Source organism: Janthinobacterium sp. GW823-FHT06H09 (assembly GCF_058794735.1).
On sequence record NZ_JBXAHC010000028.1, the window covers coordinates 1 to 21758 of the forward strand.

Annotated in this window: 20 protein-coding genes; 10 read left to right on the forward strand and 10 right to left on the reverse strand. The window is 63.2% G+C overall.

Annotated elements, in window-relative coordinates; all coding sequences use genetic code 11:
* Positions 1-469 precede the first annotated feature (469 nt).
* From AC1Q6X_RS27225 to AC1Q6X_RS27240, 4 genes are all read left to right on the forward strand, one after another.
* A complete protein-coding gene (locus AC1Q6X_RS27225) occupies positions 470-1723 on the forward strand; it encodes an ABC transporter substrate-binding protein (RefSeq protein WP_077402988.1) in 1254 nt (417 codons plus the stop codon).
* 114 nt (positions 1724-1837) lie between these two features.
* The gene (locus tag AC1Q6X_RS27230; protein ID WP_034777935.1) at positions 1838-2722 is read left to right on the forward strand and encodes a carbohydrate ABC transporter permease; all 885 of its coding nucleotides are present in this window, start codon (positions 1838-1840) and stop codon (positions 2720-2722) included.
* Positions 2719-3588 (forward strand): carbohydrate ABC transporter permease, encoded by an 870-nt coding sequence (locus AC1Q6X_RS27235; protein WP_070290751.1) that lies wholly within the window; start codon positions 2719-2721, stop codon positions 3586-3588. Before AC1Q6X_RS27230 ends, AC1Q6X_RS27235 begins: the two co-directional genes overlap by 4 nt.
* Before the next feature lie 9 nt (positions 3589-3597).
* On the forward strand, positions 3598-4707 hold the full coding sequence (locus AC1Q6X_RS27240; RefSeq protein WP_409026588.1) for an ABC transporter ATP-binding protein: 1110 nt from the start codon (positions 3598-3600) through the stop codon (positions 4705-4707).
* Between the two features lie 71 nt (positions 4708-4778).
* Here AC1Q6X_RS27240 and AC1Q6X_RS27245 read toward each other — a convergent pair whose 3' ends face one another.
* The 6 genes from AC1Q6X_RS27245 to AC1Q6X_RS27270 all read right to left on the reverse strand — a co-directional run bounded on the left by AC1Q6X_RS27245 (position 4779) and on the right by AC1Q6X_RS27270 (position 11509).
* Entirely contained in the window at positions 4779-5801 is a 1023-nt protein-coding gene (locus AC1Q6X_RS27245; protein ID WP_230505513.1) for a ParB/Srx family N-terminal domain-containing protein, read from the reverse strand.
* A 99-nt stretch (positions 5802-5900) separates the two neighbouring features.
* Positions 5901-7136 carry a maltoporin gene (locus AC1Q6X_RS27250; protein WP_070218107.1) on the reverse strand — a complete coding sequence of 412 codons (1236 nt, stop codon included), beginning with the start codon at positions 7134-7136 and terminating at the stop codon, positions 5901-5903.
* A gap of 92 nt (positions 7137-7228) precedes the next feature.
* Positions 7229-8362 carry an ABC transporter ATP-binding protein gene (locus AC1Q6X_RS27255; RefSeq protein WP_492498949.1) on the reverse strand — a complete coding sequence of 378 codons (1134 nt, stop codon included), beginning with the start codon at positions 8360-8362 and terminating at the stop codon, positions 7229-7231.
* Positions 8363-8372: 10 nt separating this feature from the next.
* Complete coding sequence (locus AC1Q6X_RS27260) at positions 8373-9212, reverse strand: carbohydrate ABC transporter permease (RefSeq protein ID WP_070218105.1); 840 nt, start codon at positions 9210-9212, stop codon at positions 8373-8375.
* Between the two features lie 8 nt (positions 9213-9220).
* Positions 9221-10135 (reverse strand): carbohydrate ABC transporter permease, encoded by a 915-nt coding sequence (locus AC1Q6X_RS27265; RefSeq protein WP_492498950.1) that lies wholly within the window; start codon positions 10133-10135, stop codon positions 9221-9223.
* Between the two features lie 111 nt (positions 10136-10246).
* On the reverse strand, positions 10247-11509 hold the full coding sequence (locus tag AC1Q6X_RS27270) for an ABC transporter substrate-binding protein (protein WP_492498951.1): 1263 nt from the start codon (positions 11507-11509) through the stop codon (positions 10247-10249).
* 355 nt (positions 11510-11864) lie between these two features.
* Here AC1Q6X_RS27270 and AC1Q6X_RS27275 point away from each other — a divergent pair, with 355 nt between their 5' ends.
* Genes AC1Q6X_RS27275 through AC1Q6X_RS27285 form a run of 3 tightly spaced genes read left to right on the forward strand, consistent with a single transcriptional unit; the run spans position 11865 to position 15337 of the window.
* On the forward strand, positions 11865-13193 hold the full coding sequence (locus AC1Q6X_RS27275) for an ABC transporter substrate-binding protein (RefSeq protein WP_409026583.1): 1329 nt from the start codon (positions 11865-11867) through the stop codon (positions 13191-13193).
* The gene (locus tag AC1Q6X_RS27280; protein WP_492420257.1) at positions 13168-13881 is read left to right on the forward strand and encodes a response regulator; all 714 of its coding nucleotides are present in this window, start codon (positions 13168-13170) and stop codon (positions 13879-13881) included. Before AC1Q6X_RS27275 ends, AC1Q6X_RS27280 begins: the two co-directional genes overlap by 26 nt.
* Positions 13874-15337 (forward strand): ATP-binding protein, encoded by a 1464-nt coding sequence (locus tag AC1Q6X_RS27285; RefSeq protein WP_070218101.1) that lies wholly within the window; start codon positions 13874-13876, stop codon positions 15335-15337. The genes AC1Q6X_RS27280 and AC1Q6X_RS27285 overlap by 8 nt, the downstream gene beginning before the upstream one ends.
* Before the next feature lie 16 nt (positions 15338-15353).
* On the opposite strand, the gene AC1Q6X_RS27290 is transcribed toward AC1Q6X_RS27285, so the two are convergent.
* Complete coding sequence (locus AC1Q6X_RS27290; protein ID WP_492498952.1) at positions 15354-16571, reverse strand: hypothetical protein; 1218 nt, start codon at positions 16569-16571, stop codon at positions 15354-15356.
* 237 nt (positions 16572-16808) lie between these two features.
* Here AC1Q6X_RS27290 and AC1Q6X_RS27295 point away from each other — a divergent pair, with 237 nt between their 5' ends.
* Together AC1Q6X_RS27295 and AC1Q6X_RS27300 are read left to right on the forward strand one after the other, a co-directional pair.
* Positions 16809-17174 carry a type II toxin-antitoxin system RelE/ParE family toxin gene (locus AC1Q6X_RS27295; RefSeq protein ID WP_492420253.1) on the forward strand — a complete coding sequence of 122 codons (366 nt, stop codon included), beginning with the start codon at positions 16809-16811 and terminating at the stop codon, positions 17172-17174.
* On the forward strand, positions 17131-17478 hold the full coding sequence (locus AC1Q6X_RS27300) for a helix-turn-helix domain-containing transcriptional regulator (RefSeq protein ID WP_099408596.1): 348 nt from the start codon (positions 17131-17133) through the stop codon (positions 17476-17478). The genes AC1Q6X_RS27295 and AC1Q6X_RS27300 overlap by 44 nt, the downstream gene beginning before the upstream one ends.
* Positions 17479-17493: 15 nt before the next feature.
* On the opposite strand, the gene AC1Q6X_RS27305 is transcribed toward AC1Q6X_RS27300, so the two are convergent.
* Genes AC1Q6X_RS27305 through AC1Q6X_RS27315 form a run of 3 tightly spaced genes read right to left on the reverse strand, consistent with a single transcriptional unit; the run spans position 17494 to position 20390 of the window.
* A complete protein-coding gene (locus tag AC1Q6X_RS27305) occupies positions 17494-18516 on the reverse strand; it encodes a Gfo/Idh/MocA family oxidoreductase (RefSeq protein WP_492420250.1) in 1023 nt (340 codons plus the stop codon).
* Between the two features lie 28 nt (positions 18517-18544).
* The gene (gene iolG, locus AC1Q6X_RS27310) at positions 18545-19531 is read right to left on the reverse strand and encodes an inositol 2-dehydrogenase (protein ID WP_492498957.1); all 987 of its coding nucleotides are present in this window, start codon (positions 19529-19531) and stop codon (positions 18545-18547) included.
* The gene (locus AC1Q6X_RS27315) at positions 19524-20390 is read right to left on the reverse strand and encodes a MurR/RpiR family transcriptional regulator (RefSeq protein WP_034757651.1); all 867 of its coding nucleotides are present in this window, start codon (positions 20388-20390) and stop codon (positions 19524-19526) included. Before AC1Q6X_RS27315 ends, iolG begins: the two co-directional genes overlap by 8 nt.
* Positions 20391-20649: 259 nt before the next feature.
* On the opposite strand from AC1Q6X_RS27315, the gene AC1Q6X_RS27320 reads away from it, so the two are divergent.
* Positions 20650-21699, forward strand: a complete 1050-nt coding sequence (locus AC1Q6X_RS27320; RefSeq protein WP_070290740.1) for a sugar ABC transporter substrate-binding protein — start codon at positions 20650-20652, stop codon at positions 21697-21699.
* Positions 21700-21758 lie beyond the last annotated feature (59 nt).

Sequence of the window (21758 nt, forward strand, 5' to 3'; positions counted from 1 at the left end):
AAATGGAACGATGCGGCCACCGCCTCGGTCAATGCGTCGAACAACGGCGGCCCGATCTACAACAACAATACCAGCGGTACTTCCTACGGTTTCCAGGTGGAAACCTGGTTCTAAACACCGAACCAAACCTGCTGCGCGGCGCGCTTTGCGGCCTGCGATGCTCACCGGGCTTTAGCCCGGCTGCGCTTCTTAGCCACAAATCACTGCCGCTCGCGACGGTTTTGTTCAGTGTTGACGTTTGTAATGCAGATCAACCTGGCGCATCCTTCGCGGATGCGTTTTTGGCGCCGTCCCGTGATATAAATGCAATGTAGTCATGTCATGGATCACGGCGCCGTCTTTACACCAAGATGATGCCCGTTTGCAAGCGGGTCTGAGCACAAGAGCGCCGGTACAGGCGCAGATTTCACCTTTTTCGGCCCCGTATGCCGAAGCCCCCTAAAAGCTTGATCAAAAAAGGAATGTGGAGATGAAACTGAAATTCAAGATTACCCAACTGGCCGCATTGACCACCCTGGCATTCGCCGGCAGCGCCTTTGCGACCGACGTGGAAGTGTTGCACTACTGGACCTCCGGCGGCGAAGCGAAGTCCGTGGGCCAGTTGCAGCAAATCGTGAAGGAAAGCGGCTTCGGCTGGAAAGACTTCGCCGTGGCTGGCGGCGCTGGCGAAAACGCCGCGACCGCGCTGAAAACCCGCGTCATTTCCGGCAACCCGCCGACGGCTGCGCAGATCAAGGGCCCATCGATCCAGGAGTGGGGCGCCGAAGGCGTGCTGGCCAATATCGATGATGCCGCCATTCCAGGCAAATGGGATGCCGTGCTGCCGAAAGTCGTCGCCGACATCATGAAATACAAGGGCCACTATGTTGCCGCTCCCGTCAACGTCCACCGCGTCAACTGGATGTGGGTCAATCCGGAAGTGCTGAAAAAAGCCGGCGTGGCCACCACCCCGACCACCTGGGATGCGTTCTTCGACGCGGCCGAGAAGATCAAGAAATCGGGCGGCATCGCGATCGCCCACGGCGGCCAGCCTTGGCAGGACGCCACCGTGTTTGAATCCGTCGCGCTGGGCGTGGGCGGCACGGAGTTCTACAAGAAAGCCATCCTCAAGCTGGACCAGAAGGAATTGACCGGTCCGACCATGCTCAAGGTGTTCGACACCCTGGGCAAGGTGAAGACCTACATCGACAAGGATGCGGCAGGCCGCGACTGGAACCTGGCGACCGCCATGGTCATCAACAACAAGGCCGGCTTCCAGTTCATGGGCGACTGGGCCAAGGGCGAGTTCACGGCCGCCGGCAAGGTGCCGGGCAAGGACTATCTGTGCGTGGCAGCGCCTGGCACGGACAAGGCCTACACCTTCAACATCGATTCGTTTGCCATGTTCACGCAAAAGGATGCGAATGCGAAGAAAGGGCAGATCGCCCTGGCCAACGCCATCATGAATCCGAAGTTCCAGTCGATCTTCAACTTGAACAAGGGCTCCATCCCCGTGCGTTCCGGCGTATCGAAGGACAAGTTTGACGCTTGCGCCCTGAAATCGATGGAAGACATGGACGCCACCAACAAGACCGGCGGCCTGGTGCCATCGTTCGCCCACGGCATGGCGCTGGCATCGGCCACGCAAGGCGCCGTGACCGACGTCATCGCCAAGTTCATGAATACCAACATGAGCTCGAAAGACGCGGTTGCAGCGCTGGCCAAAGCGGCAAAAGTGAAGTAATCACGACGGCGCCGGCACTCTCGCCGGCGCCCGCTGCATCGCATGCATCGCAGGCGTCCGCCCTGGCTTCGGCCAGGCCGGCGCCACACGCAGTTCTACTTCTACGGCTGTCCTATGTCCATACGCAAGCAATTCGACCGATGGATACCGCAGATGGTGCTGGGCCCCACGCTCATCGCCAGCTTGGTATTCGTCTATGGTTTTATCTTTTTGACCGGTTGGCTGTCGCTGACCGAATCGCGGCTGATGCCGAACTACGAGTTCGCCGGCCTGGTGCAATATTACGAGCTGTTCGACAACGAGCGCTGGTGGACCTCGCTCAAGAACCTCGGCATCTTCGGTGTCCTGTTCATCGGTTGCAGCATCGCCATCGGCCTGTTCCTGGCCATCCTGCTGGACCAGAAAATCCGCGCCGAAGGCGCGCTGCGCGCCATCTATCTGTATCCGATGGCGCTGTCCTTCATCGTCACCGGCACGGCCTGGAAATGGATGCTCAATCCCAGCCTGGGCCTGGAAAAGGTCATGCACGACTGGGGCTGGACCTCGTTCACCTTCGACTGGCTGGTGAACTCCGACATGGCCATCTACACGGTGGTGATCGCCGGCGTATGGCAGTCATCGGGCTTTGTCATGGCCCTGTTCCTGGCCGGCCTGCGCGGCATCGATGACGAAATCATCAAGGCGGCGCAAGTCGACGGCGCGTCCTTGCCGACGATCTACTGGCGCATCGTGATTCCCGCCATGCGTCCCGTGTTCTTCAGCGTGCTGCTGATCCTCGCGCATATCGCCATCAAGAGCTTCGACCTGGTCATCGCACTGACGGCTGGCGGACCGGGCAACTCGTCGTCCGTACCGGCCATCTTCATGTACCAGTTTTCCTTCACCCGCGGCCAGCTGGGCCTGGGCTCGGCATCGGCAATGATGATGCTGGCCACCATCGTGGCCGTGCTCGTGCCGCTGATGTACCTGGAAACGCGCAGCGCAAAGGCGATGAGATGACACCTACCCGCAATAATCGACTCACCCTCGGACGGGTGGTGGTATACCTGCTGCTGATTTTGTTCGCGGTGTACTACATCGTGCCCCTGTACGTGACCCTGTCGACGTCGTTCAAGTCGCTCGACGAGATCCGCAGCGGCAACCTGCTGGCACTGCCGCACGTGTGGCAGTTCGATTCCTGGGCCAAGGCCTGGTCTTCGGCTTGCACGGGCGTCACCTGCGACGGCATGCAGCCGTTCTTCTGGAACTCGATCAAGATGGTGATTCCCGCCGTGCTGATCTCGACCTTCCTGGGCGCCTTCAACGGCTATGTGTTCGCGCACTGGCGCTTCCGCGGTTCGGAAATCCTGTTCGCCGCCTTGCTGGTGGGCTGCTTCATTCCGTTCCAGGTGGTGATCCTGCCGATGGCGCGTTTGCTGGGCGAATTCGGCCTGGCCAATACGACTACCGGCCTGGTTTTCGTGCACGTGGTGTACGGCACGGCCTTCACGACCCTGTTCTTCCGCAACTATTACATCGGCGTGCCGGAAGAACTGATCAAGGCGGCGCGCATCGACGGCGCCGGCTTCTTCCTGATCTTCCGCAAGATCGTGCTGCCGATTTCGGGTCCGATTTTCGTCGTCTGCATCATCTGGCAATTCACGCAGATCTGGAACGACTTCCTGTTCGGCATCGTCTTCGCCAGCGGCGATTCGCAGCCGATCACGGTGGGCTTGAACAACCTGGTCAACACGTCCACGGGCGTGAAGGAATACAACGTCAACATGGCCGCCGCGGTGATTGCCGCGCTGCCGACCCTGCTGGTCTATCTGGTCGCAGGCCGTTATTTTGTGCGCGGTCTGACCGCAGGCGCAGTCAAAGGTTAAGGAAAGAATATGTCCAGTTTATCGATACGCAGCATCCGCAAGGTGTACACGAATGGCGTCGAAGTCCTCAAGGGCATCGACATCGAGATCAAGGATGGCCAGTTCCTGATCCTCGTCGGCGGCTCCGGCTCCGGCAAGTCGACCCTGCTCAACATGGTGGCCGGCCTGGAAAGCGTCACCTCGGGCGAAATCCTCATCGACGGCAAGGTGGTCAACGACCTGCCGCCGAAGGACCGCGACATCGCCATGGTGTTCCAGTCCTACGCGCTGTACCCGTCGATGACGGTGCGCGAAAACATCGCGTTTGGCTTGAACGTGAAAAAGGTGCCGAAGGCGGAGCAGGAAGAAATCGTCTCGCGCGTGGCCGAAACGCTGCAGATCACGCACTTGCTGGACCGCCGCCCGGCGCAGCTGTCGGGCGGCCAGCGTCAACGCGTGGCCATGGGCCGCGCCATCTCGCGCAAGCCCTCGCTGTTCCTGTTCGACGAACCGCTGTCGAACCTGGACGCCAAGCTGCGCGTGGAAATGCGCGCCGAGATCAAGCTGCTGCACCAGCGCCTGAAGGCCACCATCGTCTACGTCACGCATGACCAGATCGAGGCGATGACGATGGGCGACCTGATCGCCGTCATGAAGGATGGGGTGGTGCAGCAACTGGGCACGCCGCAGGAAATCTACGACAATCCGGCGAATCTGTTCGTGGCCGGCTTCATCGGCTCGCCGTCGATGAACTTCATCACCGTCAAGCCTGTCATCGAGGGCAACGACGTGTTTGCCGCCATCGAGAATGCGGGCAAGAGCATGCGCCTGGCCTTGCCGTTCGCCGCCGACAAGCTGCGCAGCTATGCGGGCCGCGACGTGATCCTGGGCGTGCGCCCGGAACAGATCACGGACATGAGCAGCGCGCACGGCGACGTGGGCCAGGAACTCGGTTGCCTGATCGACCTCGTCGAGCCGACCGGCCCCGACACCTTGCTGACGACGCGCCTGAACGGCGCCGCCGTGACCTGCCGCACGCACCCGCGCGAAGCGGTGCTGCCGGGGCAGACCATGCAGCTGTCGTTCAACCTGTCGAAAGCGGCCCTGTTCGACCCGGCCAACGGCGAGCGTATCGCGTAACCGGCATCCGCAACAGAAAACGGCCCGCTTGTCGCATGACAGGCGGGCCGTTGTCGTTTACGCCGCCGCGCTTATTGCGCCAGCGATTTTTTATAGGCGATGGCGTGGCGCAGCTTGCCCTTGTCGCCGATCAGCTCATCGAACGCTTCCCGGTTGACTTCCCGCAGGGCGCCCAGTTCGCGCGCGCTCTTGCCGCCGCTGACGCTGTCGCCGGGCCGCAGCGCCGCCATTGCCTGCGCGGCCAGCAGGATCGCATTGGCATACGCGACCGGATCGCGCAGGTCGACACGCGCCAGGTCCAGCGCCGGCATGCGGCGCAGCCAGTCGGCCCAGTAAAACTCGAGAAATTCCGTGGCGTGCTCTGGCGGCTCGTAGCCGATCCCGCGCGTAAAATAGACGAGCGAGCGGTACGGGTCGTCGCCCAGCGATGCGAGACCGATGGCGGGCGGCAGCTGCTGCGGCGTGATGGCCTGGTTGCGGCCGTTCTTCAGCCAGACCTTGTTTTCCGCGCGCATGCGGGTCCAGAAGGCCGCGTCGTCCAGCGCGCTGAAATTGTCGCTGACCTTGACCCAGACCTGCAATTGCTGATTGCGTCCGCCATCGGCTTCCCGGAAGGCGGAAAACGTGTGGTGGCCATCGGTCAGGTACACGAGGCCGCGCGGGCCGATGACGACGGTCTTCATGTCGTCCGGGCGGCTGCCCACGGCCGCCTTGCAGCGGTAGCCGGCCGGCGGCGCGGCCAGGGTGGCGCCGGCCACGTTGGCCGTGTTGGGCAAGACGTCGCCTTGGCCATTGGCTTCGCACAGGTCGGCGAATTTCCTGGGCTTGGCGATGTCCGCGATGTGCTTTTCTTCGGCCGCATAGCGCCCCAGCTTGTAGTACACCTGGTCGTAGCCGATGGCCGGCTGGGTCGGATGCAATTCATCGAGGCGCACCTGCAGGATGCGCGGATGGGCGGCGCTGCCCGCCACGGTGGACATCAGCGCCTGCTGGCGCGCGCTGAGGGCGGGCGCGACGGCGGCATCGCGGGACCAGGCCATGCTGGCGAAAGACAGGGCCAGCGCGGCGGCGGCCCGGGGGAATGCGGCGTGCATGCGACCTCCAAAGTGAGCGGTATGGCGAGCAGCATAGCGCGGCACGCGATTTCGCACAGTCCGACAGGCGCATGCACTGCGCCAGATCAAGCCAGTTTCTTAAAACCACGTCTCCACTTGCAGGCCGAACGAGGTGCCGCTGGTGGCGTTGCCGTATACGGGACCGGACTCGTTGGCCTTGTTGACGGCGGCCGTGGCGGCGTCGTTCCATTTGCCGTAGGTGACGAAGGCGCGCAACTCGGGACGCGACCAGTAACCCTTGCCCGCCGTCAGGGTGGGCGCGAAGGTCAGCTTGGTCAGGCGCTGGGCGGCGCCGCCCGTGGGCGAGGTCACGCGGTCCGTGCCCAGCTCGAACTGCAGCTTGAAGTTGTCGTTGACGGCATACACGGGGCGCACGCCCACGGTGGTCCAGGTCGAACTGCCGCCCGAGACGTTGGACTTGTCGCGCTGCACGATGGCCACCATTTCCGCGCTCCATTCGGGCGTCGGCTGTATCCACAGCGAATTGAAGATGCGCAGGCGCGTGACGTCGCTGCCGTTGCGGATCGAACCCGTGGTGCCCATGCGGTCGCAGCACTGGCCGCCGGCGCCCGTGCCCGGCCCCACGCCGTACTGGATGCCGAAGGTGTTGGCGCCGCCCCATACTTTATCCTGCTTGTGCAGCACGGTGGCCTGCCAGCCGCTGTGCGAGGTGCTGTCCTTCTTGTCGGGCGTGATGAGGGTGGTCAGCACTTCCAGCGTGCCATCCTGGTTGACGGGGATGCCCTGGTAGACGAGGTTTTGCCGGATGGCCGAGTTGCCGGGCTTGTCGTTATCCTTGAAGAAGCCATAGCTGATGCGGCCCGGTCCCAGCTTGTACTGGTCGATGCCGCCGCCCGTGCCGTTCATATTGATATATTGCAAGTCCAGCATGTGGATGTCGGGACGCATGTAGTAGCGCTTGCCGATCCAGGCCGTGCCGCCGTTGAGCGTGGGTATGTTTTTCGCTTCCACGTACATCTTCGACATGCTCAGGTCCGAATCGCTGACGGCGGAGCTGGGCGTGTAGGCTGCCACCATGATATGGCCGACGAAGCTGACGCCGTTGGGCGACTTGGCCATTTCCTTCTGGTATTCGAATTCGCCATAGGTGTCGCATTCGTTGCCGAGCCGGTAGCGCATGGTGTTGCCGCCCAGGCCGTAGCAGCTTTGCGGGCCGCGGCTGTCCGTGCTCGAACCGAGGCCCGCGCGGAAGTAGCCATGGTATTCGCCTTCGGCATCGCTGGCGTGGGCGGCGCCGCAGGCCAGCAGCATGGTGCAGGCGAGGGCCAGCGAGGTCTTGATCGGGTGTTGCATACAATCTCCTTGTCGTTATTAAAATGCGTGCTTGGGCACGTCGTACGGGATCGCTGCCGATCCAATCGGGGCGGCCGCCTGGGTGGGAAGGCTCAGGCGGCCAGATTCTGTTTCGAGGAAATCAGGTTGCCGGGCTGGCGCCGCGTGCGCGCCACGCCCTGCGCGTCGAACAGATGGAAGGCGCTGCTGGCGGCCGAGACCGTGAACGGCTGGCCCAGCGGCACGCGGTTGTTGCCGTCGCCGCGTATCACCAGTTCCTGGCCGTTGTCCAGGCTCAGGTAGATGAAATTGGCCTCGCCCAGGTGTTCCACCAGGCTGACGACGCCCTGGAAGCGGGCGCTGCCGTCGCCGTTTTCCAGGATGTGTTCGGCGCGCAGGCCCACCGTGACGGCCTCGCCCGCCCGCAGGCCGGCCGGATCGACGAGGGCCGTGATTTCCTGGCCGCTGGCCAGGGCCACGCGCACGCCGTCGTCGGCGGCGGCAAGGACTGTGCCCTCGAAGAAATTCATCATGGGCGCGCCGATGAAGCCGGCCACGAAGCGGTTCGCCGGCTGCTGGTACAGCTCCAGCGGCGTGCCGGCCTGCTGGATATGGCCGCCATGCATGACGACGATCTTGTCGCCCAGGGTCATCGCCTCGACCTGGTCGTGCGTCACATACACGATGGTGGCGTTCAGCTGGCGGTGCAGCTTGGCGATTTCCAGCCGCGTCTGCACGCGCAGGGCCGCGTCGAGGTTCGACAGCGGCTCGTCGAACAGGAACAGCTGCGGCTCGCGCACGATGGCGCGGCCGATGGCCACCCTCTGGCGCTGGCCGCCCGACAGCTCGCGCGGCAGGCGCTCGAGCAGGTGGTCGATCTTCAGGATGGCGGCCGCGTGGCGCACGCGCAGGGCGATGTCATCCTTGCCGGCGCCGGCGATCTTCAGACCGAAGGCCATGTTGCGGAATACGCTCATGTGCGGATACAGCGCATAGCTCTGGAAGACCATGGCGATGCCCCGCTCGGCGGGCGGCAAGTCGTTGACGACCTTGCCGCCGATGGAGAGGGTGCCGTGCGAAATGCTTTCCAGACCGCACAGCATGCGCAGCAAGGTCGATTTGCCGCAGCCGGAAGGGCCCACCAGCACGACGAATTCACCGTCGCGGATGTCGAGGTCGATGCCGGCCAGCACGTTCGTGCGGCCGTCGTAGGATTTGCTCAGTTGTTGCAGGCTTACATGGGCCATGGTGCACCTATTATTTGACCGCGCCGGACGTCAGGCCGCGGATCAGTTGACGAGAGAAAATGACGTACATGACGAGCACGGGAATGACGGCCAGCGACAGCGCCGCCAGCACGGAGTTCCAGTCCGTCACGTATTGCCCGATGAATTGCTGTACGCCCAGGGTGACGGTCTTGGTGCGGTCCGACGGCGCCAGGATCAGCGGGAACCACAGGTCGTTCCAGGCGGGAATCATGGTGAACACGGCCACCGTGGCGATGGCGGGGCGGATCAGGGGCAGGATCACCTGGAAGAAGATGGCGAATTCGCCCACGCCGTCGCAGCGCGCCGCATCCTTCAGTTCGCGCGGCACCTGGCGCACGAATTCGGACAGGATCATCACGGCCAGCGGCAAGCCCTGCGCCGTGTACACGAGCACCAGCGCCGTCAGGGTATTGATCAGGTCGAGCCGCACCACCAGTTCCAGGATGGACACCGTGCCCAGGCGGATGGGGATCATGATGCCCAGCGCCAGGTACAGGGTCAGCAGGCGGTTGCCCGTGAACGTGTATTCGGACAGTGCCCAGGCCGCCATGGCGCCGAACAGGACGATCAGCAGCAGCGACAGCAGGGTGACGAACAGGCTGTTGCCGAAATACAGCAGGAAGTCCGAATTGGCCAGCACCTTGTGAAAGCCCACGAGGGAAAAGGTGGCGGGCGTGGGCAGGGCCAGCGGATTGTCGAAGATGGCGGCCCGCGTCTTGACTGAGTTGATCAGGATCAAGACGATGGGGAACAGCGCGATCAGGGTGTAGCCGGCCAGGATCACGTGCACGGCGGCGCGGCCCAGGGGGCGGGTGGAAACGTTGCGCATGGCGGCCCTTACAGTTCGTAGCGTGTCAGCTTGCGCTGCACGAAAAAGAAATACACGCCCACGCCCGCGAGGATGACGAGGAACATCATGGTGGCCACGGCGGCGCCCATGGTGGGACTGCCCAGCTGGGCCTGGTAACCGAAGAAGGTGCGGTAGAAGAAGGTGCCGAGGATGTCGGTGGCGTAGTTCGGCCCCGCCAGCGCGCCTTTCACGGAGTACACGAGGTCGAAGGCATTGAAGTTGGCGACAAACGTCAGGATGGTCACCAGTCCCAGGGTGGGCCAGATCAGCGGCAGCTTGATTTGCCAGAAGATGCGCATGGCGCTGGCGCCTTCCGCGTGGGCCGCCTCGATGATTTCCTCGGGCACGGCCAGCAGGGCCGCATAGATCAGCATCATGGGAATGCCGATGTATTGCCAAACAGAAATGAGCGCGATGGTCAGCAGGGCCGTCGATTCCTGGCCCAGCCATGGCGCGAAATAGCTGCCGATGCCCACGCCGTCCATCAGCGACTGGCCCACGCCCCACAGCGGCGACAGGATCAGCTGCCAGATGAAGCCGATGATCACCACGGACAATAAGGTGGGCAGGAAGATCAGGGTGCGGTAGCTGCGCTCGCCTTTTAATCCCTTGAGGCTGAAGAGGGTGGCCAGCAGCAGGCCGATGGGATTTTGCAGCAGCATGTGGATGAGGAAAAACTTGCAGTTGTTCCACATTGCATTCCAGAAACTTTGCGACCATTGCGGGTCGAACAGGATGGTGGCGTAATTGGCCAGGCCGGCAAAATGGTGCTGGCCGCCCTCATCGGTCGTGTACAGGCCCAGGCGCAGGGTATCGGCCAGGGGCAAGGCGCTGAACAGCGAGTAGATGAGCAGCGCCGGGGCCAGGAACACGGCCACGTGCCACGGGAAAGCTTTCTTCACGGCGAAACTCCAGACGAATAAAAACACCGGCGGCGGGGCCGCCGGCAAAACCGCGCCACCGGGCCGCTGCATCGCATTGCTCAGGCCGGTTGCGGGGGGAGGATGGGGGGATTACTGCTGCGGCTTGTACCACTTGGCAAAGCCGGCCTGGATCTGGCGCGCCGCGTCTTTCGGCGCCAGCTTGCCGTTCAGGACCTGGGCGTTGACGTTCCACAGCTCGTTTTCCATGCTCGGTTCGCCCCGGTTGAGGATTTGCGCGTTCAGGCGGATGGTCGAGGCGCAACTGGCGCGCCAGCCGTTCATCTGCTTGGCCAGCGGATCCTTGATGGAAATCAAATGGTTCGACAGCGAGAAGAAGCCCGTCACCTTGTTGGTGTAGATGTCGGCGAATTCCTGCGAACCGAGCCAGGCGAGGAATTTGTAGGCGTCTTCCTTGTTCTTCGACTTCTTGTTGACGCTCATGCCGATGTCCGTGTGGTCCGAGATATAGCACTTGTCGCCGGCCTTGCGCACGGGCGGGTTGAAGGCGCCCAGTTCCAGCTCCGGGTCCTGCTTGAAGTAGGCGATGTCCCAGGAGCCGGACGGGTAGATGGCGGCCTTGCCCAGCGCGAACTGGTTCTGGCTGTCGCCATAGGTTTGCGCGCTGGCGCCCTTGGACAGATAGCTGCCCAGCCGGGCTTCATATTCCCAGGCGCCGACGAATTGCGGATCGGTAAACCTGGCCTTGCCCGCGATCAGCGCCTTGCGGCCATCCTCGCCCTTCCAGTAATTGGCGCCGATGCTGGTAAACACCACCTGGTTCGCTTCCCACTGGTCGGCCGTGCCCAGCGCCAGCGGCGCATACTTGCCGCTCTTCTTGACCGTTTCGAGCACCTTGAAGAATTCCTCTTCCGTGGCGGGCGGCTGCAGTTTCAGTTCGCGGAAGATTTTCTTGTTGTACAGGAAACCATGCATGACGGAGGCGATCGGCATGCAGAAGGTGTCCTTGCCATCGTCCGTCTGCCACGCCACCTTGGCCGAGGCGGGAAAATTCTCCATGCCGGCCTTGCCGTCGAGCTTTTCCAGCTGGCCCCGTTTGTACAGGGCCAGCGAGACGTCGAACGGGCGGCAAGCGAGCAAGTCGCCGGCCGTGCCGCCGCTCAGGCGCGCGTTCAGCGTGGAATCGTATTCGGTGGGGGCGGTGGGCGAAAACTTGATTTCGATGCCCGGATGCTTTTTCTGGAAGGCGGGGATGAGCACCGTTTCCCACAGGGTCTTGTCGTCCACGCGCCAGCTTTCGATGGTGAGCGTGCCCGCTTGCGCCGTGCCGCTGGCCAGCAGCAGGGCCAGCAATGTGTTGCGCGCGGCCACGCCGCCTTGTGCATGCAATCGCATGATGTCTCCTTGTTGGTGTTGGTCTTGTTTGGCTGCCTGATACGCTGCAGTTGGCGGACAGTAGCATCGGGGGAAATGTGACGCCAGCTCCCGGCTTTGCGCTGGCGATAATTTCTTATCTTGTTGATTTCAAAGGATAATATTGAAATTTGCAGGTGCGCTTGCTTACCTTTCCTTACCGTTGGCCGCTGCCGTGGCGCGCCGTGCGGGGCGTCGGGCGGGCGGGGCCGCCTGGACGCCGTGCAAGATGGCGCAACAAAAGCTCACGTTTCTTTACAAATCAGGTGACTAAATTACCAACCTGCTGTTTTGTAGTTGGGCTATAGTTTGTCGCGACAAGAACAAGGGGACAGCATTGAAGACGCCACCGCGCAGCACCGCCGACCGCCATGCCGGGGCCGCCCGCCGTCGCGGCGTGGCGGCACTGGCACTGCTCTCACTGATGTGGACCGGCGTGCCCGTGCGGGCCGAGCCGCTGCAAGTGCTGCACTGGTGGACCTCGACCGGCGAGCGCCGCGCGGCCGACGTGCTGGTGGCGCGCCTGGCGCAGGAAGGCGTCGAGTGGCGCGACGCGGGTATCGCGGGCGGCGCCGGCGTCGGCGCGGGCAAGGTGCTGAAGAGCCGCGTGCTGGCCGGCAATTCGCCGGAAGTCATGCAGCTGATCGGCTATACCCTGGGCGAGTGGAGCGACCTGGGCCTGCTGCTGCAGCTCGACAGCGTTGCCGCCAGCAACAACTGGCGCGCGACCATGTATCCGACCGTGTGGGGCCTGCTGCAGAACCGCGGCCATACGATGGGCGTGCCGGCCGGCATCCACCGCATCAATACGCTGTTTTACAACCGCAAGATTTTCCAGCGCCTGGGCCTGGCCGTGCCGCGCAGCTGGAGCGACTTCGAGCGCGTGGCCGCCACGCTGCGTCAGGCCGGCATCACGCCGCTGGCGCAAAGCAGCGAGGCGTGGCAAGTGGCCACCCTGTTCGAGACGCTGGTGCTGGCCGAATCGGGGCCTGCCTACTACCGCGCCCTGTTTGTCGACAAGAAAGCCGAGGCGTATGCGGACCCCCGCCTGCGGCACGCCTTGCAGCGCTTGAGGTCGCTCAAGCAATGGATGGCGGCGCCGCTGCGCGAACAGAGCTGGCCCGAGATGGCGCGCCAGGTCGGTGATGGCGAGGCGGCCATGTACATCATGGGCGACTGGGCAAAGGGCGAGCTGAACGCCTGGGGCCGCGCCACGGACGAGGTCTTCGGCTGCGCCGCCGCGCCCGACACGGGCGATTATCACCTGTACAGCATCGATACGCTGGCCATGTTCGCTTCGGACTACACGCACCAGGGCGCGCAGGAAAAGCTGGCGCAGGTGGTCGCTTCGCCGTCCGTGCAGCTCGAGTACAGCCAGGTAAAGGGTTCGATTCCCGCCTTGCGCCAGGCCGATCTGTCGCGCCTGGACAGCTGTGGGCGCGCCTCGGCGCAGGCGTTCGCGCGCGGCGCCGCCTTCCAGGCGCCCAGTCTCGTGCACCGCATGGCCACCGATGAAACCAGCAAGGACGCCATCATCGCCGAGGTGCACCGCTATTTCCTGGACGAGACGATCAGCGCGGCCGACGCCCAGCGCCGCATCGGCAGCATGTTGCAGGCGCTGAATAAAAAAGGACGAGACCATGTCACGCAAAATCCTGGTCGTTGACGACGATCAAAAGACCCGCATGCTGTTGAAGGCATATTTGGAAAAGAATCAATATGAGGTCAGCCTGGCGCACGATGGCGCCACCTTCCTGGCCGAATTCCACCGCCACGTCGACAGCCTGTCGCTGGTGATCCTCGACGTGATGCTGCCCGACACGGACGGCTTTGCCCTGTGCAAGGTGGTGCGCGCCCGCTCGAACGTGCCCATCATCATGCTGACGGCCAGCTCCGACGAGACGGACCGGGTGGTGGGCCTGGAGCTGGGCGCCGACGACTACATCGCCAAGCCCTACAGTCCGCGTGAATTGCTGGCGCGCATCAAGGCCATCCACCGCCGCACGGGCATCGACGCGGCGCCGCCGCCACGCTACTACCGCTTCGTGGGCTTTACGCTCGATACGCTGGAGCGCACGGTCACGGACGCGGACGGCGAAGCGCTGCAACTGACGGGCCTCGATTTCCAGCTGCTGCGCTATTTTGTCGAGCATCCGGGCGATATCCTCGACCGCAGCGTGCTGTGCGAACAGACGCGGGGGCGCGACGCGGGGCCGCTCGACCGCTCGCTCGACGTGCAGGTGAGCCGGCTGCGGCTGCGCCTGAAGGATGATGGCAAGCAACCCGTGCTGATCAAGACGGTGCGCGGCGCCGGCTATGTGTTTTCGGCCGACGTCAGCAGTGCGCATGCCTGAGCGGGGCGCGCGCCGCCTGCTCGAGCGCCTGCTGCCGCCATCGCTGCTGGGCCGCCTGTCCGTCGTGATGGTGGCCGGCGTGCTGGCCACGCAACTGGTGGGTAACCTGATCTGGGCCGCGCAACTGCGCCGCGACTCGGCCGTGGAAGCGCGCATGGCTTCGCAGCACCTGGCCCGCAGCGCCAGCAGCACCATCCGCTTCTTTCTCAGCCTGCCCGCCAATTACCGGCCCATCCTGATCCAGCAATTCCGCGAGATGGGCGGCACGCGCTTCTTTGTCAACGTCAACCAGGGCCCGCTGGCCATCCGCGAAATCGCACCGCACGCACTGGCCGACACGGTGGTGGCGACCGTGGGTGCGGCGCTGAAGAGCGACTTGCCGCAGCTGGCCGGCTACCGCGTGGGCTTCGCCTGGCCGGCCGACCTGGTGGTGGCCGACAGCGGCGCGCGCATCGGCGACTTGCCGGAAAACTGGGTCCAGCATATCTTGCTGCTGAAACCGAATCCGGCCCCCGTGCTGGTGATCCAGGCCGAACTGGAACCAGGCAACTGGCTGTACCTGGCGGCGCTGATGCCGAATCCATATTTCTTGCAAAGCAGCAACCCTTGGACCCTGGACCGGGTACTGCTGCAGGCGCTGTCGCTGGCGGCCGTGCTGCTGCTGTCCATCCTAGTCGTGCGCTGGACCACGCGGCCGCTGGCGGCCCTGTCGGATGCGGCCGAGGCCTTTGGCCGCGGCGAGACGCCGCCGCCCCTGCCGCAGACGGGCAGCCGCGAGTTCGTGCAGACGGCGCGCGCCTTTGGCGCCATGCGCGAGCGCATCCAGCGTTATCTGGAAGACCGCGAACGCCTGTTCGTGTCGATTTCGCACGACTTGCGCACGCCCATCACGCGTTTGAAACTGCGCACGGAACTGCTCGACGACGATGTGCAGCGCAATGAATTCCACGACGACCTCGACGAGCTGGACATGATGGTCAAGGGGGCGCTGCAATGCGTGAAGGATAGCGACATCCATGAAAACGCCACCGAGGTGCGGCTCGACGCCTTGCTGCAGCGCATGGTGCGCGGCGCCCAGCTGGCCGGCCACGAAGTGCATTACGTGGAGACGGGCCTGAGCGTGACGGCCAAGCCCCTGGCGCTCAAGCGCGCCATCGGCAACTTGCTCGACAATGCCTTGTTTTACGGCAAGACGGCGCACCTGTCCGCGCGCCGCGAAGGCGAGCACATCGTCATCCGCATCCGCGACGACGGCCCCGGCGTGGCCGAAGAGGCGTTCGCCAGCCTGTTCCAGCCCTATGTGCGCCTGGAACATGGCCGCGAGCAGAATGCGCACGGCATGGGGCTGGGGCTCGGTATTGCGCGCAGCATCGTGCAGGCCCACGGCGGCGAGCTGAGCCTGGCCAACCACCGCGAGGGCGGCCTGGAAGCGACCATCCGCCTGCCGGCGCAGTAAGGCGCCGGCGGCAGCGTCAGGCCAGCAGCGCGCTGGGCACGCGCGGCGAGGACATCAGGTCGCGGAAGGCGGCCCAATGCGCGGCACGCGTCGCGCCCTGGCGCTCGACATAGGCTTTCGCCATGTCCTGGCCCAGGTTGTAATTGATGACGTACGCGCCCATGGCATCGTAGAACTGCAGGCGCTGCGCGGATTTCTCGGCCGGATACAGGCGCACGTTGACCAGCCATTCCAGCGCTTCTTCGCGCGTGATGCTGCCTTCGAGGTACTGGCGCGCGATGTCGTTGTCGGCGTAGCTCAGTTTGGCCAGCAAGGCATTGAGTTGCGCATAGCGGGGCGCCAGCGCCGGGTCCAGGCCGGCCAGCGGGTACAACACCTGCTGTTCGAAGTCCAGCCTTTCCGCATCCGTGAAACTCAGTTCGATGCCGTAATTGGCCGTACCTTCGGCGATCAACGATTGCGGCGAATACAGCGGGTAGATGCAGTATTCCATCCAGCCCTTGCCGCGCACCAGGTCGCGTTCCAGCAGCACGTTGTAGACGTGGTGGCCCGGATACGCTTCGTGGCAACCGAGGTCGACGGCGCGATCGATGTACACGGGCAAGTCCGTATTGATCTGGATCACGCTCTGGTAGTTGCCCTTGTACCAGTTGTAGCCGCTCCAGGGCTTGTCGGTGACGAATTCCAATACGAAATCTTCACCGTCGGGCAGCGCGATGTAGCGCAGGGTGCGCTCGCGGCCCATGCGGATGGCCGCGTCCATGACGGCACGCAGCTTGTCGGCGGGAATGACGAGTTGCGCGCGCAAGGCGTTGACACGCGCGCTGACGGTGCCGGGACCGGGCAGCAGGGCGTCGATCTGCGCCACCAGGTCTTCGTAGTACGCACGGCTGTGATGGGGCGAGACGGCGTCGTACAGGCGCGCGCTTTCCGTATCGAAATCGAGGCGTGCGCCTTGCAGCATGTCCGCGCGCGCCAGCACGGCGTGCAACTGCTTGCGCAGGTTAAGGGCGCGCAGGCAAGGTTCGTCGGCCAGCAGGGCCAGCGCCTTGTCAGTCGCGGCTTTGATGTCGCTCAAACTCAATTGCTGTTCTACCGCTTCCTGTTGCCATGCGGGCGGGCCGTAATAGGCGTCCACGTACGAGGCATCGTGCTGGCCCATGGCCAGGACCAGCTTGACGTAGCGTTCGGCCACGTCGGCAAGGGGAGGGGAGTTGCTATCGTTATTCGTCATGGCGGCAGGGTTTTTCGCGGTTGGGCAGCGCTTATTGTATAGCGCAATAGCATGCGCGTGAGGCGTGTACGCGCCACATCATTTCTCTACAGTAACTGGGGAAACGCATCTTGATATACATCAGTGATCCCGGCATTCGGCACCTGCGTCATGCGGTTTCGCCGCAAGATGGCGTGGTCTTCTTTTTTATGCAACCACGTGATTTTTTCCTTGATCTTTCTTCGTTTATGGACGAATATGATGTACGAGATCCGGCACTATCTGACATCATCGGGCAGGGATTTATATACGGAATGGCTGAAACGCCAGCGCGATACTACGGCCAGGGTGGCCATAGCCCGGCGCGTGTTGCGTATGATTCCCGGCAATTTTGGCGACCACAAGTTCTGCCACGATGGCGTGTGGGAATTGCGCATCGACGTGGGGGCCGGTTACCGCGTGTATTACGCCATCGCCGGCGAACAGATCATTTTATTGCTGTGCGGCGGCGACAAGCGCACGCAGCCGAAAGATATCGAATACGCCTGTGCCTGCTGGCACGACTGGAAGGAGAGAGGACATGAAAGAGGAACCAAGCAAACCACCGAGAGACCGCTCGCATGACGATGCGATGGCCGAACTGTACCGCGACGATCCCGCTCTGGCCCTTGAACTGATCAACAATATCCTCGTCGATGGCGACCATGGCGAACTGCTGGCCGTGCTGCGCCAGCTGACGCGCGCCTTTGGCGGCGTGCCCGCCGTGGCGCAGGCGGCCAAGCTCAATCCTACCCAGCTGTACCGTACTTTGTCGCCCGAGGGCAATCCCTCGCTGAGCACCTTGACGGCCATCCTCGATGCCATGGGCTTGCGGCTGGCCGTGGAGCCCAGGCAGCCCGAACGTCCATTTCCCGCGCCGGCCGCCTGAGTCCCCGCCTTTGGTTTAAAACTCGACGGGCCGTGCCTCGCGCATCGCTTGCGTCATGGCCAGGCCGATGCGCGTCGCTTCCGTCGCGTCGTGCAAAGTCAGTGACAAGGTGCGCCGGCCCAGCGCCGCATCCGTGAACTCCTGCGCCTCGATCAAAAAGGCGTCGGCGAAGCGGGCATAGAAGTCCGGCGTGCATTCGTTGCGCACACCGTGCGCATCGGAAATTTCTACCCGGTTCAGGCGCGGATTGCTGCCCACGGCCAGGCGGCCGCTTGTGCCGAACACTTCCGTCAGGGTTTCATGGCCGTGCGCCATGGTGCGCGAAGCCATGAAGCTGGCCATGCTGCCGTCGCTGAACTCGACCGTCGCCAGGCCGTTGTCGACGTCGCCGAACGCCTGCAAGCCCGTGTGGATGGCGTTGGTGCCGCTCGCATACACGCGTTTGGGCACGGGATTGCCCAGCAGCCAGCGCGCCAGGTCGATATCGTGCACGCTGCAATCGAGGAAGATGCCGCCGCTGGTGGGGGCGAAGCGCATGAAGGCGCCGCTGGGGTCGTTCTGGTCGCAGGTTTGCGAACGCACGAGATACGGCTTGCCGATGAGCCCTAGTGCGATCTTTTGCTGTGCGTCATGATAGCTGGTGTCGAAACGCCGCACGAAGCCGATCATGATGGTCAGTTGCGGGTGGCGCGCCGCTTCCGCTTCCACCTTCAGGCAGTCGGCCAGGTCCAGCGATAGCGGTTTTTCGCAAAACACGTGCTTGCCGGCGCGCAAGGCGGCGATGATCTGGTCCGCATGCAGCGAGGTGGGCGTGACGAGGAAGACGGCGTCCAGGCCCGGGTGGGCCAGCAGCGCATCGTAGTCGGCATAGCCGGTGGTGATACCGAGCTGGCTGGCGGCCCAGTCCAGTTCAGCCGGCACGGGACTGCAGGCGGCGACTACTTCGGCGTTGGGCACGCGCTGCGCCAGGTTGATGGCGTGGCGCTGGCCCAGCCTTCCCAGGCCGACGATGCCGACTTTTAATGTTGGGGATGACATGTGGTCTCCAGATAGCTTTATTATTGGTTTATACAGTGACGACGCGCTGTTCGCGCCACGACAGCGTTGCCGCCTCGGCTAGTTCCAGTGCCTTCAAGCCATCGTGCACGGTGGTGCGCAGCGGCGTGCCGTGGGTGAGGGCGTCAAAGAAGTGCGCCATTTCCTGCGCGTAAGCCACGCGGTAGCGTTCCAGGAAGAAATCTTCCGGCTTGTCCACGCTGACGTTCAACGAGCCATAGGCCGTCACTTCCGTCGGCTTGTGGTTGCCCGCCTGCAGCATGCCGGCGCTGCCCAGCACTTCGAAGCGCTGGTCGTAGCCGTAGGCGGCGCGGCGCGAGGCATTGATCTGGCACAAACGTCCTTTCGCCGTGCGGATGGTGACGACGGCCGTATCGAGGTCGCCCGCCTCGCCGATGGCAGGATCGACGAGGCAGCTGCCCGTGGCGTGCACGCTGACGGCTTCGTCGTCGAGTATCCAGCGGAAGATGTCGAAATCGTGGATCAGCATATCCTTGAAGATGCCGCCGGAGACCTGAATATAGCTGACGGGTGGCGGACCGGGATCGCGGCTGGTGACGACCAGCAATTCCGGCGTGCCGATTTCTCCCGCTTCAATCCGTGTCTTGACGGCATTGAAGGTGGGGTCGTAACGGCGCTGGAAGCCCAGCATGCACAGCACCTTGGCTTCCTTGACGGCGGCGGCGCAGGCGCGTGCCCGGTCCAGCGTCAGATCGACGGGTTTTTCGCAAAAGATGGCCTTGCCGGCAGCGGCCGAGCGCAGGATCAGGTCCGCGTGGGTGTCCGTGCTGGAGGCGATGACGACGGCCTTGACGGCCGGGTCGGCCAATGCCGCTTCCACCGTGGCGCTGCTGCCGCCATGCAAGCCGGCCAGCGCGGCCGCCGCTTCCTGGTTGACGTCGACCACGTACTTGAACTGTACGCCGGGCTGGGCAGCCAGGTTGGCCGCGTGGATTTTGCCGATGCGTCCGGCGCCGAACAACGCTACTTCAATCATCATGTTCTCCTGGGGTGTGGATTTCTTCGATGTCGAGCTCTAATTTGTATGCCAGCGCGATGAACAGCGCCTGGCACAGGCAGATGGTGCTGGTCAGCGAGCGGAAGGCGAAGGCGCTGCCCTCGGTGACGGTCAACAACGCGTCGGCGGCCCGCGCGAGCGGCGCCAGTTTGCTGTCGGTAATCACCAGGACCTTGGCGCCCTTGTCTTGCGCCGCCTTGATGCACTGCTGGGTTTCCTTGCCGTAAGGCGAGAAACTGATGGCGATCGCCACATCGCGTTCGCGCACGCTGCGCATCTGTTCGCGGTGCATGCCGCCCAGTCCGCTGATCAGGTGCACGCGCTTGTCCGTGTGTTCGAGCGCGTAGGCGATGTAGGAGGCGATCGGAAACGACCGGCGCACGCCGATCACATAGATGTTTTCCGCCTTGAGCAGCAGGTTGACGGCCGCTTCCAGCTGGGCGTCGTCGAGTCCGGCTGCCAGGTCGTCGAGGCCGGCGCGGCTGGCGCCGACGAACTCGCGCGTCAAGTCGCCCGCGCTGAGGGCCGCGTCGCGCGTGGAAATGAGCTTGCGGATGCGCTGCTGGTAGTCGGGCGTGGCGCCGGCCTGGTCCGTGTACGCCTGGCGAAACACATCTTGCATTTCGGAAAAGCCCGTGTAGCCGAAGCGCTGCGCGAAACGCACGATGGCCGACGGCTGCACGTCGCAGGCGGCGGCGATGTCGCTGATGCGCTCGAGCATCAGGCTGGCCCGGTGCTTTTCGATGTATTGCGCGATGACTTTCAACTGGCGCGACAGGTTGTCGTACTCGGCGGCAATGTGCTGCATCAGCTGTTCGATGGGGGCGGTGGCTGCCATGATTTTTTTCCTCGGTGTGCTTGCTGGGCCGCGATGACGTATCAATTCCGTGCGGCTGGTTCTGGCGAGAATTATAGGAGGGAATCTTGAAAATAGAAACGAATTTCTATTTAAATTTATTTTGAAAATTTTATTGCATTTGTCTTTTTTGTGGCCTAAGCTGTGCGCAGTGCATCGGTTCGCGTGCCGCAAGGCCAGGCCGGTGACACCCTTCATAAAAGCTCGCAACTATAAAAATTAATCCGTCTAGGAGACATTCATGCATAGCAATAAAAGCAAGGGTTTGATGAAGTGCCTGGCCATCGCCAGCCTGGGCCTGAGCCTGGGTTTGAGCACGGGCGCCAGCCATGCTGCCGGCGAGAAATTCGTCATGGTCAGCCATGCGCCGGACTCCGATTCCTGGTGGAATACCATCAAGAACGCCATCAAGCAAGCCGGTGAAGATTTCAACGTGTCCGTCGACTACCGCAATCCGCCGAATGGCGACCTGGCCGACATGGCGCGCCTGATCGAGCAATCGGCCGCGCGCAATTACGATGGCTTGATCGCCGACATCGCCGACTTCAGCGTGCTGCAAAAGCCGCTGGGCACGGTCGTGGCCAAGAAAATCATGCTCGTGACCATCAATTCAGGCACCCTGGCGCAAAGCGAACAGTTGAAAGCCATCATGCACGTGGGCCAGCCCGAGTATGACGCGGGCCTGGGCGCCGGCAAGCGCGCCAAGGAAGCGGGCATCAAATCGTTCGTGTGCGTGAATCACTATGCGATGAATGCGTCGTCGTTCGAACGCTGCCGCGGTTTTGCCGATGCGCTCGGCGTCGATTTCAAATCGTCCACGCTCGACACCAATGGCGTCGACCCAGGCGTGATCGAAAGCAAGGTCAGCGCCTATCTGCGCAGCAATCCGAAGACCCAGGCCGTGCTGGCGCTGGGACCGGATTCGGCGCCGGCCGCCATGCGCGCCGTCGAAAAGCTGGGTCTGAAAGGCAAGATGTACTTCGCCAGCTTCGATTTGTCGGAAGAAATCGCCAAGGGCATCAAGGATGGCAGCATCCAGTTCGCCATCGACCAGCAGCCCTACCTGCAAGGCTACATTCCCGTTGCCGTGATGGCCATCATGAAACAGCAAAAAATCACTGACCTGGCCAAGGTCAAGGAAATCCTGATCGCCAATCCGAAATACCAGGCGCGCCTGGCCGAATACGGCCTGACGCCCATCTACGGCCCGCGCCACATCAGCTCCGGCCCCGGTTTCGTGACCAAGGAAAACATCGCCAAGGTCGAAAAATACGCCGGTCAATACCGCTAATCCACACAGTCGCCACCAGGAGTTGCCCAGCGCCGCACCGCCTCCCGCGGGCGGCGCAT

Bases quoted from the DNA above. Each gene is read 5' to 3' on its own strand.
- AC1Q6X_RS27290 (WP_492498952.1), bottom strand. From the start codon at position 16,571: ATGACGAATAACGATAGCAACTCCCCTCCCCTTGCCGACGTGGCCGAA.
- AC1Q6X_RS27240 (WP_409026588.1), top strand. From the start codon at position 3,598: ATGTCCAGTTTATCGATACGCAGCATCCGCAAGGTGTACACGAATGGC.
- iolG (WP_492498957.1), bottom strand. From the start codon at position 19,531: ATGATTGAAGTAGCGTTGTTCGGCGCCGGACGCATCGGCAAAATCCAC.
- AC1Q6X_RS27225 (WP_077402988.1), top strand. From the start codon at position 470: ATGAAACTGAAATTCAAGATTACCCAACTGGCCGCATTGACCACCCTG.
- AC1Q6X_RS27280 (WP_492420257.1), top strand. From the start codon at position 13,168: ATGTCACGCAAAATCCTGGTCGTTGACGACGATCAAAAGACCCGCATG.
- AC1Q6X_RS27260 (WP_070218105.1), bottom strand. From the start codon at position 9,212: ATGCGCAACGTTTCCACCCGCCCCCTGGGCCGCGCCGCCGTGCACGTG.
- AC1Q6X_RS27320 (WP_070290740.1), top strand. From the start codon at position 20,650: ATGCATAGCAATAAAAGCAAGGGTTTGATGAAGTGCCTGGCCATCGCC.
- AC1Q6X_RS27255 (WP_492498949.1), bottom strand. From the start codon at position 8,362: ATGGCCCATGTAAGCCTGCAACAACTGAGCAAATCCTACGACGGCCGC.
- AC1Q6X_RS27235 (WP_070290751.1), top strand. From the start codon at position 2,719: ATGACACCTACCCGCAATAATCGACTCACCCTCGGACGGGTGGTGGTA.
- AC1Q6X_RS27230 (WP_034777935.1), top strand. From the start codon at position 1,838: ATGTCCATACGCAAGCAATTCGACCGATGGATACCGCAGATGGTGCTG.
- AC1Q6X_RS27245 (WP_230505513.1), bottom strand. From the start codon at position 5,801: ATGCACGCCGCATTCCCCCGGGCCGCCGCCGCGCTGGCCCTGTCTTTC.
- AC1Q6X_RS27295 (WP_492420253.1), top strand. From the start codon at position 16,809: ATGATGTACGAGATCCGGCACTATCTGACATCATCGGGCAGGGATTTA.
- AC1Q6X_RS27250 (WP_070218107.1), bottom strand. From the start codon at position 7,136: ATGCAACACCCGATCAAGACCTCGCTGGCCCTCGCCTGCACCATGCTG.
- AC1Q6X_RS27305 (WP_492420250.1), bottom strand. From the start codon at position 18,516: ATGTCATCCCCAACATTAAAAGTCGGCATCGTCGGCCTGGGAAGGCTG.
- AC1Q6X_RS27315 (WP_034757651.1), bottom strand. From the start codon at position 20,390: ATGGCAGCCACCGCCCCCATCGAACAGCTGATGCAGCACATTGCCGCC.
- AC1Q6X_RS27300 (WP_099408596.1), top strand. From the start codon at position 17,131: ATGAAAGAGGAACCAAGCAAACCACCGAGAGACCGCTCGCATGACGAT.
- AC1Q6X_RS27285 (WP_070218101.1), top strand. From the start codon at position 13,874: ATGCCTGAGCGGGGCGCGCGCCGCCTGCTCGAGCGCCTGCTGCCGCCA.
- AC1Q6X_RS27270 (WP_492498951.1), bottom strand. From the start codon at position 11,509: ATGCGATTGCATGCACAAGGCGGCGTGGCCGCGCGCAACACATTGCTG.